Annotated in this window: 16 protein-coding genes; 2 read left to right on the top strand and 14 right to left on the bottom strand. The window is 62.6% G+C overall.

The genetic code is table 11. The features are described from left to right. Window positions 1-4: 4 nt before the first annotated feature. The 14 genes from hflC to GV368_RS09260 all read right to left on the bottom strand — a co-directional run bounded on the left by hflC (window position 5) and on the right by GV368_RS09260 (window position 13,294). The gene (gene hflC, locus GV368_RS09325) at window positions 5-886 is read right to left on the bottom strand and encodes a protease modulator HflC (protein WP_142805313.1); all 882 of its coding nucleotides are present in this window, start codon (window positions 884-886) and stop codon (window positions 5-7) included. Beyond that, window positions 886-2,142 (bottom strand): FtsH protease activity modulator HflK, encoded by a 1,257-nt coding sequence (hflK, locus tag GV368_RS09320; protein ID WP_169116335.1) that lies wholly within the window; start codon window positions 2,140-2,142, stop codon window positions 886-888. Before hflK ends, hflC begins: the two co-directional genes overlap by 1 nt. After that, entirely contained in the window at window positions 2,129-3,271 is a 1,143-nt protein-coding gene (gene hflX / locus GV368_RS09315) for a GTPase HflX (RefSeq protein WP_169116334.1), read from the bottom strand. Before hflX ends, hflK begins: the two co-directional genes overlap by 14 nt. 71 nt (window positions 3,272-3,342) lie before the next feature. After that, window positions 3,343-3,594, bottom strand: coding sequence for an RNA chaperone Hfq (hfq, locus tag GV368_RS09310; protein WP_142805289.1), 252 nt, complete (start codon window positions 3,592-3,594; stop codon window positions 3,343-3,345). Window positions 3,595-3,691: 97 nt separating this feature from the next. Beyond that, window positions 3,692-5,032: a ribosome biogenesis GTPase Der gene (der, locus tag GV368_RS09305; protein WP_169116333.1), complete on the bottom strand. Its 1,341-nt coding sequence runs from the start codon at window positions 5,030-5,032 to the stop codon at window positions 3,692-3,694. Further along, window positions 5,032-6,186: an outer membrane protein assembly factor BamB gene (gene bamB / locus GV368_RS09300; RefSeq protein WP_169116332.1), complete on the bottom strand. Its 1,155-nt coding sequence runs from the start codon at window positions 6,184-6,186 to the stop codon at window positions 5,032-5,034. The genes der and bamB overlap by 1 nt, the downstream gene beginning before the upstream one ends. Window positions 6,187-6,188: 2 nt before the next feature. Next, complete coding sequence (locus GV368_RS09295; RefSeq protein ID WP_169116331.1) at window positions 6,189-6,815, bottom strand: YfgM family protein; 627 nt, start codon at window positions 6,813-6,815, stop codon at window positions 6,189-6,191. Then, complete coding sequence (gene hisS / locus GV368_RS09290; protein WP_169116330.1) at window positions 6,805-8,100, bottom strand: histidine--tRNA ligase; 1,296 nt, start codon at window positions 8,098-8,100, stop codon at window positions 6,805-6,807. Before hisS ends, GV368_RS09295 begins: the two co-directional genes overlap by 11 nt. Then, window positions 8,097-9,356 (bottom strand): flavodoxin-dependent (E)-4-hydroxy-3-methylbut-2-enyl-diphosphate synthase, encoded by a 1,260-nt coding sequence (ispG, locus tag GV368_RS09285; RefSeq protein ID WP_169116349.1) that lies wholly within the window; start codon window positions 9,354-9,356, stop codon window positions 8,097-8,099. Before ispG ends, hisS begins: the two co-directional genes overlap by 4 nt. Window positions 9,357-9,399: 43 nt before the next feature. Continuing rightward, window positions 9,400-10,284: a helix-turn-helix domain-containing protein gene (locus GV368_RS09280; RefSeq protein WP_169116329.1), complete on the bottom strand. Its 885-nt coding sequence runs from the start codon at window positions 10,282-10,284 to the stop codon at window positions 9,400-9,402. A gap of 11 nt (window positions 10,285-10,295) precedes the next feature. Next, window positions 10,296-10,994, bottom strand: coding sequence for a tetratricopeptide repeat protein (locus GV368_RS09275; protein WP_169116328.1), 699 nt, complete (start codon window positions 10,992-10,994; stop codon window positions 10,296-10,298). A gap of 113 nt (window positions 10,995-11,107) precedes the next feature. After that, complete coding sequence (gene rlmN, locus GV368_RS09270; RefSeq protein WP_142805282.1) at window positions 11,108-12,241, bottom strand: 23S rRNA (adenine(2503)-C(2))-methyltransferase RlmN; 1,134 nt, start codon at window positions 12,239-12,241, stop codon at window positions 11,108-11,110. 41 nt (window positions 12,242-12,282) lie between these two features. Continuing rightward, window positions 12,283-12,708, bottom strand: coding sequence for a nucleoside-diphosphate kinase (gene ndk, locus GV368_RS09265; RefSeq protein WP_142805281.1), 426 nt, complete (start codon window positions 12,706-12,708; stop codon window positions 12,283-12,285). A 97-nt stretch (window positions 12,709-12,805) separates the two neighbouring features. Beyond that, entirely contained in the window at window positions 12,806-13,294 is a 489-nt protein-coding gene (locus GV368_RS09260; protein ID WP_169116327.1) for an MliC family protein, read from the bottom strand. 107 nt (window positions 13,295-13,401) lie between these two features. Here GV368_RS09260 and earP point away from each other — a divergent pair, with 107 nt between their 5' ends. Further along, complete coding sequence (gene earP, locus GV368_RS09255) at window positions 13,402-14,556, top strand: elongation factor P maturation arginine rhamnosyltransferase EarP (RefSeq protein WP_169116326.1); 1,155 nt, start codon at window positions 13,402-13,404, stop codon at window positions 14,554-14,556. 39 nt (window positions 14,557-14,595) lie between these two features. Further along, window positions 14,596-15,153: an elongation factor P gene (efp, locus tag GV368_RS09250; protein ID WP_142805311.1), complete on the top strand. Its 558-nt coding sequence runs from the start codon at window positions 14,596-14,598 to the stop codon at window positions 15,151-15,153. Window positions 15,154-15,228 lie beyond the last annotated feature (75 nt).

Raw genomic sequence — 15,228 nt, 5'->3', positions numbered from 1 at the left:
AGGCTCAGCGGTTGCCCGACGACTGTGGCGTCTTGAAGTGTTTGAAGAACGCGGAGCTTGGATCGAGAACGAACACGTCCTCACGCCGAGAGAAGCTCTCGCGATAGGCTTCGAGGCTGCGATAGTAGCTGAAGAACTCGGGATCGCGTCCATAGGCTTCGTTGAAGATGCGCGTGGCTTCGGCATCCCCTTCACCTTTGAGCCGCTGCGACTCACGATAGGCTTCGGCGATGATCAGCTCGCTTTGCCGGTCGGCGTCGGCGCGGATACGCTCGGCGATCGCCGCCCCCTCGGAGCGCAGGTTGTTGGCCACGCGCTTGCGCTCGGCCTCCATGCGGCGGTAGACCGACTCGGACACCTCTGCCGGCAGATCGACGCGCTTCAGGCGCAGATCGACGATCTCGACACCGAACGTGCGCGCGTCGCGGTCGGTCTTGGTGCGCACGATTTCCATGACCTTGTCGCGCTCACCGGAGACGACATCGTGCACGCTGCGTTGACCGAATTCTTCGCGCAGCGTGGCGTTGACCGTTTGCAGTAGCCGTGTGCGAGCACGCGTCTCGTCCCCGCCCATGGTGATGTAATACTGCTGCGGGTCGGCGATGCGCCACTTGATGAAGTGGTCCACCAACACGTTCTTCTTCTCGGAAGTGATGAAACGCTCAGGTTCGGGCGTATCGATGGTCAAAAAGCGCCGATCGAACAGACGAACGTTCTGTACCAAGGGTAGTTTCACGTGCAAGCCCGGTTCGGAAATCACCGATTTGACCTCCCCGAACTGCAGGACCATGGCATAGCGGCGCTCGTCGACGGTAAAGAGCGACATCGAGGCGATCGCGGCAATCAGCAGCAACACCCCGAGCACGGTGGCGATCCTAGCTTGCATCATCGGCTCCCCCGCTCACGGTTGCGCAGATCTTGTCTCGTCATGTCCCGTTCCTTACGGGTCGATTCGGCCGCAGCCTCGGCACTGCCATCGCCGCTGCTAGGCCCTTGGTAAGTTGGCGCCGTCGTGCCCCCGGAAGGGGTGAGCAAACGCTCGAGCGGCAAAACCATGAGGTTGTTGTGGGCCGGTGCATCGACCAGCACCTTGCTCGTATTGGTAAAGATATGTTGCATCGTCTCGAGATAGAGGCGTTCGCGCGTGATCGCCGGCGCCTGCCGGTATTGCTGCTGGATCTGGGTGAAGCGCGCGGCATCACCAGTGGCCTGTTCCACGATCCTACCTTTGTAGGCATTGGCCTCCTCCAATAGACGTGCGGCCGTGCCTCGAGCGCGAGGGATCACTGCGTTGGCATAGGCCTCACCTTCGTTCCGCAAGCGTTCGCGATCTTGACCGGCCTTGACGGCGTCGTCGAAAGCCGCCTGCACCTGCTCGGGTGGTTGGGCGTTTTGTAGGGTGACGCGCACCACTTGCACCCCGGTACGGTAGCGGTCGAGCATGGTCTGCATCAACTCCTGAGCGCGTACGGCGATGTCCTCACGTCCTTCGTAGAGGACGTAATCCATTTTGGACTTGCCGACGATTTCACGCATGGCGCTCTCGGCGGCCTGCTTGACGCTCTCGTCGGGCGCACGGTCGCGGAAGAGATAGTCTTCGGGGGATTTGAGCACGTATTGCACCGCGAACTGGATCGAGACGATGTTCTCGTCGTCGGTGAGCATGAGCGATTCACGCAACACCTTGTTGCGGTCGGTGCCGCGGTAACCGACTTCGACGGTGCGCACGCCGGTGAGATCGACGATCTCATGGCGTTCGATCGGGTAAGGCAAGCGCCAACGCAAGCCCGGTTCCGTCGTCTCGACGTACCGACCGAACCGCAGTACCACCGCGCGTTCGTTGGCATCGACCTTGTAAAACCCGGAAAGCAGCCACAACACGAGTACGATGGCGACGAGCAAGACGATCCCGGCACCGAATTGCTTGCCATCCCAGGAGCGACCTCCTCTAGGACCCGAAGGGCGCCCCCCGCGGCCACCACCAAAGAGCACTGCGAGCCGCTCGTTGAATTGACGCCAGACTTCCTCGAGGTCGGGGGGGCCTTCGCCTTGGGGCGGACGTCCCGGGCGAGGATCACGACGGCGCCCCTCATCGTCAGGTCCGTCGTTACGATCGCCCCAACGGGGATCATTCAATGACATGGAGTTCCTCATTTCTTGATTGCACCGTACGCATCGGCGACAGGGCGCACAGGCGGTCGGTGAGCACCGCACGTAAGGAGTCGAGCCCCTCTCCGGTGCGCGCGCTGACGCAAACCCGGCGAATGCTACCACACTCGTCGGTTCGCTCGGCCGGAACCTCGGCGAGCAAGTCGATTTTATTGAACACCTCGATCCGTGGCACGTCCTGTGCGCCGATCTCGGCGAGCACCGCCTCTACCGTGGCGCGCTGAGCCTCACGATCCTCACTCGCCCCATCGACGACGTGTAGCAGCAGGTCGGCCTCGGCGACCTCTTCGAGCGTGGCGTGGAAGGCCGCCACCAAGTCGTGCGGCAGATCACGGATGAATCCTACGGTATCCGAGAGCACGACGTCACCGACGCGCGGCAGCCAGATGCGGCGCGATGTGGTGTCGAGCGTGGCAAAGAGCTGGTCGGCGGCATAGGCGCCGGCTTTGGTGAGTGCGTTGAAGAGGGTCGACTTGCCGGCGTTGGTATAGCCCACCAGCGAGACCTGCGGCACCCCCCGACGGTTGCGCGCGCGCCGGCGTGTGATGCGCTGGCGCTCGAGCCGCTCGAGCCGGCTCTTCAGCTGCTTGACCCGAATGCCCAGGAGCCGCCGGTCGGTCTCGAGCTGGGTCTCGCCCGGGCCACGCAGGCCGATCCCTCCACGCTGGCGCTCGAGGTGGGTCCAGCCGCGCACGAGGCGCGTGGAAAGATATTCCAGCTGGGCGAGCTCCACCTGGAGTTTTCCTTCGTGACTGCGGGCACGCTGCGCGAAGATGTCGAGGATGAGGGCATTGCGATCGATCACCCGGCACTGCAATTCGCGCTCGAGGTTACGCTGCTGCGCTGGAGACAAGGTATGGTCGAAGACGACCAGGTCACCCTGCCCCTGCACGATGGCGCTGCGTACCTCTTCGAGCTTGCCGCGACCGACGAAGAAAGCCGGATCGGGCCGGGGACGACGACCGCGCACCACGCCGACCACGTCGGCTCCGGCGCTTTCCACCAGGAGTTGCAATTCAGAGAGACGCTCGGCGAGCGCTCCCTGGCCGATATCGAGCTGGACGAGCACGGCTTGTTCACCGCGTTGCGGACGTTCGAACAATGAAAGATTCCTTCGAGGAAAGAGGAACGTTCATGAGACGCGCCAATCGCGCAGGCGTTCCCCACAATCCATCATTGTTCCGCTTGCTGTTCGTCCTCATGGACTTCGCGCAGCGTCACTGGGCGCGACGGCACGACGGTGGAGATGGCGTGCTTGTAGACCATCTGCGTGACGTTGTTCTTGAGCAGGACGACGTATTGGTCGAAGGACTCGATGTGCCCTTGTAACTTGATACCATTGACCAGATAGATCGACACCGGGACGTGCTCGCGGCGCAGCAGGTTGAGGAAGGGGTCTTGCAGTTGCAAGGCTTTGTTGCTCATGTCGTGGCCTTTCGTGTTGTGGGTTTGGTCTCATGAAAAATGGTGCAGCACAACGAACAACGATAGCACAGTCGCGCTGGCTTTGGGCAGCAGCCGTTCAATCGCTGCGTTTCACATAGGGGTTTTCCGACGTGCGCCATTCGAGCTTGAGCGGCGTACCGCGCAGACGGAAGGCTTCGAGGAAACCATGCTCGAGATAGCGCCGGTACGATTTGGGCAAATGCTCGAGCGCGTTGCCGTGGATGACGATCACCGGCGGATTGCTGCCCCCTTGATGCGCATAGCGCGGCTTCGGACGAAAGAGCCCGTGGCGCGGCGGCGCCTGGCGTTTGACCAGCTCCTGGAGCACCCGGGTGAGCTGTGGCGTGGGCAGCTTGGCAAACGCGGCGGCATGGGCTTCGTCCACGGCCTTGAGGAGCGGCTCCAGCCCTCGCCCTTGCGCGGCCGAGAGGAAAACGGTGCGCGCGAACGACAGAAATCCCAGCTTGCTGGCAAGCTGCGTCTTCACCAGGCTACGCTGGTAGTCATCGACGGCATCCCATTTGTTTACCGCGATCACGAGGGCGCAGCCGGTCTCGAGGATGAATCCCCCCAAGTGCGCGTCCTGATCGGCGATCCCCTGCGTCGCGTCGAGCACGAGCACGACCACGTTGGCCCGCTCCACCGCCTGTAGGGTCTTGATCACCGAAAATTTCTCCACCGCCTCGGTGACCCGCCCCTTGCGGCGCACACCAGCGGTGTCGACGAGCACGTAGCGGCGTGAGCCCCGCACGAACGGCACCTCGATCGCATCGCGGGTCGTCCCTGGCAGGTCGTAGGCGATGAGCCGCTCTTCGCCCACAAGGGCGTTGATGAGGGTCGACTTGCCCACGTTGGGACGACCGACCACCGCCACGCGCGGCGCGTCTTCCTCCTGCGGCGGCTCGTTGGAGTCTTCTTCGGGAAAATCGGCCAAGACTTCGGCGATCATCTGGCGCACGCCCTCACCGTGGGCCGCCGAGATGGCCAAGGGTTCGCCCAGCCCGAGTGCGTGGAATTCGGCGGTGACGTAGGTCTGCCGCATGCCTTCGGTCTTGTTGACCACCAGCCGCACCGAGCGGCCGAGCCGGCGCAAATAATCAGCGATGTCTCGGTCGTGCGCCGTGAGGCCGGCGCGCCCGTCGACGAGAAAGAGGACGACGTCGGCCTCGCGGATCGCCTGCTCGGCCTGGCGCGCCATCTCGCGAGTCAATCCTTCCTTGCTCGTCGGATCGAAGCCGGCGGTATCGACGACCAAATAAGGTCGCGGGCCGAGCTTTCCCTGACCGTAGCGCCGGTCACGCGTCAGCCCCGGTACGTCTGCCACGAGTGCATCCCGGCTTTGCGTGAGCCGGTTGAACAGGGTGGACTTGCCGACGTTGGGCCGCCCGACGAGCACGACGGTGGGCAGTGCCGCCATCAATGCACCTCCACGACGGCCACCGTTCCATCGGTATTCTGCACCACTGCCCGGTTGGGACCGATGGATTTCGGCTCGACGAGGATGGGTCCGGAGCCGACACGTACCCGCCCACGGATGCGGCCATCGTTGCGATCGAGCACGTGGACGTAACCTTCGCGATCGCCCACGAGTACCCAGTCTCCGAGGATGAGAGGACGCGTGAGCAAGCGCCAGGAGAATCCACCCGTGCGCCACTGTTCCCTCCCGGAGTAAGCATCGAGTGCGACCACGTCGTCGTTGTCGGCAGTGACGACGATATAACGAAAGTCACGATCGATCCCCGTGCGGCTAGAGAGATCCTTGGTCCAGATCGTCTCGGCGGTACGCCCGTCGAAGCAGGCCACACGCCCCTGATACGCGGCGGCGCACACTTCCTGACGCGCCACCAACGGTGGACCGACCACGTCGGTGAGCCGTTCGATTTCGGTCGCCCCCTTGGGCGAGGCCACCGTCAGATCGAAGAGCGGTGCGCCGCTGCGCGGTTCGACCACGGCAACGATCCCTCCCGGATAACCAGCGACGATGGCGTTGCCGGCGCTCACCAGCGGGGCCGATTGGCGCAGCGACAAGGGCGGCAGGTTGCGCTGATAAACCCAGCGCTCCTTGCCGTCGCGCGCATCGAGCGCGATGAGCCGATGATCGACCGTACGCACCACGACGAAGCCGCCGGCCACCAAGGGTGGCGTGATCACGTCGGCCTGGAGCGGATGGCGCCAGCGCACTGCCCCATCGTCGACGGCAAGTGCCACCACTTCCCCTTTGCGCGTGACGACCACGGCCAGGCGCTCGTCCGTACCCACACCCGCGATGATCCTGTCTTCGAGCTTCGCCTCCCAGCGCGTACCGCCATTCCAGCGCAAAACGCGCCCGTCACCCCCGGCAACGATGGCCTCGTTGTCGAGGATGGCCGGAGTGAGGAAAAGTCCTTCACTGCCCCCTACCTTGGTCTGCGCTGCAATGCTCACCTCCACGGGACTGGTGAGCGGCGGCAGGGGCGCGATCTGGGGTCCTTTGCGCGAAAAGGGATTGAGCGAAGAGCAGCCGGCAACGAGCGTCGCGACGGCAAACAGCCCCAGCAGGCGCGCAGCGACACGGGAGAAACGACCGCTCATGCTCAGCCCCCCAACCCATCGCGCTTGAGGGCGACGAGTTCTCGCCAGGCAGGATCCGTCCCCTGATCAAGGGCTCGCTGATAGGCCACCCGTGCTTCTTCGAGGCGTCCGAGCGCCGCGAGCGCATCCCCACGGACTTCTTCATAGCGCGCGGCCAGCTCCGGCACCGGCGCGATGGCGAGCCGTTCGAAAGCTTCTTGGGCCGAACCCGAATCGAGCAACACGGCCGCCTCGCGCAAGCGAGCCACATCCCGCAGGTAAGGTTCGGAGCCCTGCTCGGCTACGCGCCCGAGTTCTTCTTTTGCGGCTGCGTGATCACCAGCTTGCCACAGTTCGTAACCCAGTTTCAAACCGGAGAGATCGGCCAACAAGGCATTGGTCCGTGATTCCCGCAAACGATGGGCTGCAGCCCGTGCCAAAGGCAACTCCCCTCGTTCGAGGGCCACCACCAACTCTGCCTCGATGCGCGCCGCCTCCTGGGCCTGGTGCTGGCGCCACCAGCGCCATCCGTTCCAGCCCAAGGAGACGATCGCCGCCATGAGGATGGCGATCGTCACCCAGCGGCCATACATCTGCCACCAGGCCTTGAGTTCGTCGATCTGCTCCTGTTCCTGCAAGTCAAGCGCCATTACCTTCCTCCTGGCCGTAGAGCCATTGCATCACCGCGTCTTCGCAGGCTTCGATCGCTACCCGCTGCTGCGGCGCCTCCTGGCGCAGGGGCTTGAGCCCCACCGTGCCGCTGTCGACCTCGTCCTCACCCAGGATCAAGGCCAGCGTCGCGCCACTCGCGTCCGCCTTTTTCATCTGGCTCTTGAAACTGCCGCCGCCACAATGCAATACCACGTCGAGCCCCAGGTCACGCAGGCGCTCGACGAGTCGGAACGCCACGGCCTCGGCGCGCGCACCTTGATGCACCACATAGACGTCGGGCACCTTGGGCACGACTTTTCCGCCGCTCGCCTGCCATAGCATCAGCAGCCGTTCCACGCCGATGGCAAAGCCGGCCGCGGGGGCAGGCTTGCCCCCGAGCTGTTCGATGAGGCCGTCGTAGCGGCCACCCGCGCAGATCGTCGCCTGCGCCCCGAGCCGCGGGCTCACCCATTCGAAGACGGTACGGTTGTAGTAATCTAGCCCTCGAACCAGCCGTGGGTTGATGCGATAGGGCACGCCGGCTGCCTCGATGAGCGCGAGTACCCGCTCGAAGTGCGCCCTTGATTCCTCGCCGAGGAAATCCAACAGACGCGGTGCCCCCTCGATGAGTTCCTGCATCGCCGGATTTTTCGAATCCAGGATACGCAGCGGATTGCGATCGAGGCGACGTTTGCCGTCCTCATCGAGTTCGTCGTAGCGTGCCCGGAAGTACTCGACCAAGGACTGGCGGTGTGCGGCGCGCTCCTCGCTCGAACCCAGGGAATTGATCTCGAGCCGCACGTCCTGCAATCCCAGCTCGTCCCACAGACGTGCGCCCATGAGGATGAGTTCGGCATCGATGTCGGGACCGGAAAAACCGAGCGCCTCGATGCCGACCTGGTGGAACTGCCGGTAACGCCCCTTTTGCGGCCGCTCGTGGCGGAACATCGGGCCCAGGTAATAGAGCCGCTGCGGCCCCTGAAAGAGGAGATTGTGCTCGATCACCGCACGCACGCAGCCTGCCGTCCCTTCGGGACGCAAGGTCAGGTGTTCGCCGTTCAGCACGTCCTCGAAGGAATACATCTCCTTCTCGACGATGTCGGTCACCTCGCCGATGGCACGCTTGAAGAGCGCCGTCGGCTCGACGATGGGCGTGCGGATGGGGCGATAGCCGTAGGCGCGCGCCCAGGTGCGCACCCGCTCCTCGAATTCTTCCCACCAATCGGATTCGGGCGGCAGGATGTCGTTCATCCCGCGCACCGCCTGTAATTTCGTTGCGCTCATGCTTCCTCGTCGTATTGCGGGACTTTCGGCGGAAAACGCCGCGCCACGTAGGCTTCGATCATGGCGTGGAACTGCGCGGCAAGGTCCGGACCGCGCAGCGTGGCCACCTTCTGCCCATCGACGAAAACGGGGGCGGCCGGCGCCTCGCCCGTGCCCGGCAGAGAGATGCCGATGTGGGCATGCTTGGATTCACCCGGGCCATTGACGACGCAGCCCATCACGGCCAGCGTCAGCTGTTCCACCCCGTCGTAGCGTTCGCGCCACTCGGGCATGCGCGCGCGCACGTAGGACTGGGTCGATTCGGCCAACTCCTGAAAAAAAGAGGACGTCGTGCGCCCGCATCCCGGGCAGGCCGTCACCATCGGCGTGAACGCCCGCAGTCCCATGGTCTGCAGGATCTGCTGCGCCACCACCACTTCCTCGGTACGGTCCCCCCCCGGCGCAGGCGTGAGCGAGACGCGGATGGTGTCGCCGATCCCCTCTTGCAGCAGCACCGCCAAGGCCGCGGTCGAGGCGACGATGCCCTTGCTGCCCATACCCGCTTCGGTAAGGCCCAAGTGCAGCGGATAATCGCAGCGCTGCGCGAGTGTGCGATAGACGGCGATGAGATCCTGCACGCTGGAGACCTTGGCCGAGAGCACGATGCGGTCACCAGGGAGGCCGTAGCGCTCGGCGAGCGCCGCCGATTCGAGGGCGGACGTCACGAGCGCCTCGCGCATCACCGCCCCGGCCGACCAAGGCCGCTCGCGCCGGGCATTCTCGTCCATGAGGCGCGCGAGCACGGCCGGGTCGAGACTGCCCCAATTCACCCCGATGCGCACGGGCTTGTCGTACCGACAGGCGAGTTCGACGATCTCGGCGAAACGTCGGTCGCGTTTTTCCCCCTGTCCGACGTTGCCCGGGTTGATGCGCCATTTGTCCAGCGCCTCGGCACAAGCCGGATACTCGCGCAGCAGCTGGTGGCCGTTATAGTGGAAATCACCCACGAGCGGCACGCGACAGCCGGCGCGCACCAGGCGCTCGCGAATTTCGGGCACCGCGCGCGCAGCCGCCTCGTCATTGACCGTGAGCCGCACCAATTCGGACCCGGCACGCGCGAGCGCCAGCACTTGACGCACCGTCGACTCGACTTCGCTCGTCGCGGTATTGGTCATGGACTGCACGACGATGGGTGCACTCGAGCCGATCGTCACGTTCCCCACGCGCACCTGCCGGGTGGATCGGCGCTGCTGCGGACCAACGGTGGGCTCGGCCATGACTTCTTCCAGAAGCGCGTCGTTCGCCTTCATTTCAACCTCGTCATGGCAACCTGATTCTGCCGACCCCATTCTTGCTCACTTCTTTGATCTCGATGGGTTCGCCTCGAAACTCCACTCGCACCACCGCCGCATTCCCAACCACCAGGGAAAACGGCGGCGTACCGTCCAGCGAAGCCTCCTGACCCGCATCGAGTATCCGGGAGAACACGACCGTTCCGCTGGCATCACGCACCTCGACCCAGGATCGCCCCTCGGCCCGGAAACGCAACACAGGCTCAGGTTCAGGAGGATTTTCTGGGCTGACTACCGACGGCGCCTCAGCGAGAGTCTTCTCTGGCCCGGAGACATCGGATGCAGGAGCGCTTTGCGTCGTCTCGTCTAAAGAATCATCCTCTGAAGCGGCCGAAACGGCGGGCAAGGAAAATGGCTCAGCCACCGCCGAGCGTGAATGGCTGCCCAGTACATCCGTAGTCGTATCCTGCGCTTCAACGGCAGGCGGGAGCAAGACCGCTGTCTCCTGCCGTGTCGGAGACGGCATCCGGAACCAGTCGAAATAGACGGCGACGAGTAGAAACAAAACGAACAGGGGCAATACATAGCGAAGAACGATTCGCCACGGGCGAGAGCGCCGTATCCGGATCTCCCCCTCGGCGTTCGACGCTAGCGTGAGCTTCACCGGCTCGGCACTGGGTTTGACCTCCAGCGAAGCGAGCAAAGGCTCGGGATCCAACCCGAGCGCACGTGCATAATTGCGCACGAAGCCACGAACGAAAACCGGACCGGGCAATTCATCGAAACGCCCCTCTTCGAGCGCCGTGATCTGGCGCGGCAGCAACTTCAATTGCTGCGCCATTTCGGCGACGCTGCGCCCCTGCTCCATCCTCGCTCGTGCCAGCAGCACGCCAACTTCACGAGGCTCGATCAATGCTCCCTCCGTCACAGATCCCAAGCCCCCTGTCTCAGGAGTTCCGCCTCTGGACTATCGGGGAATTCCGCTCTGAGACGTCGCGCATACTGCTCGAATGCCGCGGTATCCCGGCGCTTGCGCTCGACATTGATGGCCATCCACAGCAGGCTCGGATCGGGATCGACTTCCCTCATCAAGCGCTGCAAGTAATCGGAGGCACGATCCCACTCACCCCAGCGTTGTGCCAAACGGGCCCCCTGGTAGAGCACCAGGGTGTTGCGCGGATCCAAACGGATCGCCTCCTGCAGACTCGCCCTAGCCGCCTCCCGCTCCCCCGCCAATTCCTGGCACCAAGCAAGATTGGCGTAGACCCGCGTCTTGTTTCCGTAATAGGGATTGGCCGCCACCTGCTGGAGATAAGGCAGACCACTGGCAGGTTGCGGACCCGTACAAAGAAACCAACCATAAGCAAGGTTGAAATCAGGATCTCGCGGTGCGGCCTGCAAGGCTCGAGTCAGAGCGCGCTCGGCCTGAACGCGATCGCCGATCGTCAGGTTGGTCACGCCCCATGCGTAATGAAGGGGAGGATAATCCGGCGCCTCGGCTGCAGCGGCGCGCAATTCGTCCAGGGCTACGTCTACCCGTCCGATGTCCAGGTAGGCGAGAGCGAGCTCGATGTGCGCCTTCGCCCTCACCTCATTGGGTCGATCCGGCTGACGTTCCAACATCGGCCGGTCATGGCTCGTTTCGAAAATCCCCGTTGCCGGCCGCACCGCCTGATTCGCGCACCCTACCAATGCAAGGGAACAAAACAAGGCAACAGTAAGCCTCCAAGATTTCATCACGACGCCCTCTGAGGAAAAATGATCGGCTCGCCCCCCCGAGAACGGCGGGTCCGATCGCGCACCTGGCCAGCGAGCTGACCGCAGGCGGCAGCCACGTCGTCACCGCGCGTCTTGCGCGTCGTCGTCACCAATCCCGCCTCCATCAGAATAGCGGCAAAGCGCCTAATCCGTCCCTCTTCGGGTCGCGCAAACGGCGCCCCAGGGAAGGGATTGAACGGGATCAAGTTGAACTTGCAGGGCACGTCGCGCACCAAGGCCACCAGCTCACGCGCATGCTCCGGTTCGTCATTGACCCCTGCGAGCAAGACATACTCGAAGGTGATGAAATCACGCGGCGCACGCTCGAGATAGCGCTGGCAAGCCGCCAGCAACTCGCGCAAAGGATACTTGCGATTGATCGGCACGAGCCGATCGCGCAGGGCATCGTTGGGCGCATGCAGCGACACCGCTAGCGCCACGGGACAGTGCTCGCGCAGTCGGTCGATGGCCGGCACGATTCCGGAAGTCGATACCGTGACCCGCCGTCGCGACAAACCATAACCATGATCATCGAGCATCACGCGCAGAGCGCGCACCACCGCCTCGAAATTGGCCAGTGGTTCGCCCATGCCCATGAGGACGACGTTCGTCACCACTCGGCCATTGTCTGGGCCCTCGGTCGTATCCCAATCGCCCTCTGTTTTGGCCGCGCCCAGCAATCGGTTGGCGAGCCACAACTGCCCCAGGATCTCCGCGGTGCTGAGATTGCGGTTGAATCCCTGCTTGCCCGTGGAGCAAAAGGCGCACTCGAGCGCGCAGCCGGCCTGAGTAGAAATGCATAGTGTGCCACGCGAGCGCTCGGGAATGAACACCGTCTCCACGGCGTTGCCCCCACCCACGTCGAGCAACCATTTGCGCGTGCCGTCACGGGAGACGCTATCGCGCAGCACCCGCGGCGCAGCGATGATCGCCTGCTCCGCGAGCTTGGCGCGCAGACTCTTCGCCACGTCGCTCATCGCCGCGAAGTCTTCGCAGCCCTCGCGATGAATCCAGCGAAAGATCTGACGTGCACGGAAAGGACGCTCACCGAGGGACTGGATCCAGTCGGTGAGCTGGGGCAGATCGAAATCGAGCAGATTGGTCGGGGTCATCGTCGAACCGTCGGCAGGGAGGCACCGACGGAGTGGACCAATTAGCGTGAATAAATGTTCATTTCGGGGAAGAAGAAAGCGATCTCCACCCTGGCCGTTTCAGGCGCATCGGAACCGTGCACCGCGTTGGCATCGATCGAATCGGCGAAATCGGCGCGAATCGTCCCCGGCGCGGCCTTCTTCGGATCGGTCGCCCCCATCAGCTCACGATTCTTGGCGATGGCATTCTCGCCTTCGAGCACCTGCACCATCACCGGACCAGAGGTCATGAAGGCCACGAGGTCCTTGTAGAAGGGACGCTCCTTGTGCACCGCATAGAAGGCGCCGGCCTCTTTTTCCGACAACCACACCATCTTCGCAGCGATGATCTTGAGACCGGCATCCTCGAAGCGCTGGTAGATCTTGCCAATCACATTCTTGGCGACGGCATCGGGCTTGATGATGGATAGCGTACGCTCTACGGCCATGAATCACTCCTAGGCAAGCAAAAAAAAAGACATTCTATCAAACCAACGGCGGGCGGACGTCACGACGACGCCACGCCCGCCGCGCATGAAGAACCGTTCAGTTGGACGAAGCGGCCACAGCACTGGCCGTTTTCTGCGGCTCAGGCTTGGATGAACGCGCGACGGCTTTTTTCTTCGTCTTGACATCGGCCACTTTCACCGGCGCATCGAGCACCGAGGGGTCGACCCCTTGGGCATAGACACAATCGGCTGCCATCGGCCGTTCGGTCTTGGTGTTGAGCAGGACGCTCTTCCAAGGTAGATCGACCCATAGCAAGCCGTTTTGCCGATCCTCGTAACGGGGCAGCCCCGAGAACGAAACATCGCGCGCCAAGGTATAGCGTTTACCCTCCCAACGCACCACGACCTGATCGCTATCGTAGCGCACCCGCTCCACCCCGAGCTGCTTTCGCCCTTCTTCGCACCGATAGACGCCACTCGGCAAGTCGAGATCGAGCTGGGGCAATGCCCCTTCATCGGCCCATACACCCGCCCACGACACCCCCATCACCGTTGCGAGCAACCAACGCATCGTTTTCCCGCGCATCCTTACCTCCCTCAACGGACAGCTGCCGAAAAAATCCCTGAAAAAACATTATACACCTCCCACGGAACCCGCAAGAGGGGCTAGACTCCCATTATTTTTGGACCATCATGCGTTTCGGCATCTTCTGCGCCATCATCGACAATTACGGCGACGCCGGCATCACCTGGCGCCTCGCCCGCCAACTGCGAGACGACTTCGGCCAAGACGTCACGCTCTGGATCGACGATCTCCACACCCTCGCCACATTGGCACCGGAAATTCGAACCACGGAGAAAGTGCAGCAGTGCGGCAAACTCACGCTACGACTCTGGGATCGCTCGCAACCGGACGAGATCGATCGCGAAATACTGGCTCAAATCGACGTTGCCATCGAAGCCTTTGGCTGCGGCCTGAGCGAACCCTGGCTCGGAGCGCTTGCTAGACAATGTCCTCCCCCGCTCTGGATCCACCTCGAGCACCTCACCCCCGAACTTTGGGCAGAAGAGGTCCATGGTCTGCCTTCCCCCCACCCTCGGTTACCACTCACCGCATGGTTCTTCGTCCCCGGTTTCACTCCCCGCACTGGAGGACTCTTGCGCGAACGCACGCTCCTCGAGCAGCGGAACCGCTTTCAAGGCGATCCGAAACGGATCGCTCGATTCCTGGATCGCATCGGGCAGACCGAAACGCTAGAGGCGCGGAGAATCACCCTTTTTTGCTACGCCGATGCCGAACTCAGTGCCTTCCTTGCCTGGCTCGCTCACGATCCCCAAGCGACGGCGGTCTTCGTTCCCCCGGGGCAACCGCGCCAAGCGCTCGCCCGCACGGGTCTGGAACTCGGCACCAAGATTCTTACCCATCCTGATGCACCTCAGGTGCGATTCGTCCCTTTGCCCATGCTACCGCAGGACGATTTCGATCGATTGCTGTGGAGCTGCGATTTCAATTGGGTACGAGGCGAAGATTCTTTCGTTCGCGCTCAATGGAGCGCCCGCCCTTTCCTCTGGCATCCCTATCGCCAGGAAGACGACATTCATCTAACCAAACTCGAGGCATTCCTCGGGCACTACCTCGCCGACGCCCCCCCATCCCTTGCAGATTTGGCGACACAGTGGTTTCTCAACAGCAACCGCGGCAGGGAAACCCCCGAGGATTGGCGTGGTCTATGGCAACGACGCGATCTCTGGCAAGCCCACTGCCAGCGCTGGTGCCAGCATCTCGCCCTACAAGAAGATCTCTGTAGCCGGCTGCTCGACTTCGTTGCCAGAAACGCGATAAAATGATCGTTTATTTTCAACGAAACTGCGGGAATCACACCCATGATGAAGCAAGCCCAAGAACTGCGCGCCGGAAACGTCGTCCTCATCAAGGATGAACCTTTCGTCGTCCAGAAGGCCGAATACAACAAATCCGGTCGTAATGCTGCCGTCGTAAAAATGAAACTGAAGAATCTCTTCACCGGCAACGTTACCGAATCGGTCTACAAGGCCGATGAAAAATTCGACACCGTGATCCTTGAGCGCAAGGAATGCACGTACAGCTACTTCGCCGACCCGATGTACGTGTTCATGGACGAGGAATTCAACCAATACGAAGTGGAAAAGGACAACATGGAGAACGTCCTCCCCTACCTCGAAGATGGCATGAGCTGCGAGGTCGTTCTCTATCAAGGAAAAGCCATCGCCGTCGAGTTACCCTCCTCCGTCGTGCGCGAAGTCGAGTATACCGAACCGGCCGTACGCGGCGATACCTCCGGCAAAGTCATGAAACCGGCTCGCATCAAACCGACCGGCCACGAAATCATGGTTCCGGCTTTCGTCGAGATTGGCGACAAGATCGAGATCGACACGGCAACCGGTGAATACAAACGGCGCGTCTGACGTTTCTATCATCCAGCACCAAAAAACCCGCTGCCAGCGGGTTTTTTGGTGTGTGCATCGAGTCGACGCAAAAAC

This window comes from Tepidiphilus baoligensis (assembly GCF_012911495.1).
GTDB lineage: Bacteria > Pseudomonadota > Gammaproteobacteria > Burkholderiales > Rhodocyclaceae > Tepidiphilus > Tepidiphilus olei.
Note: the sequence above shows the minus strand (reverse complement) of the source record. Positions and strands in the feature narration are given on the sequence as shown.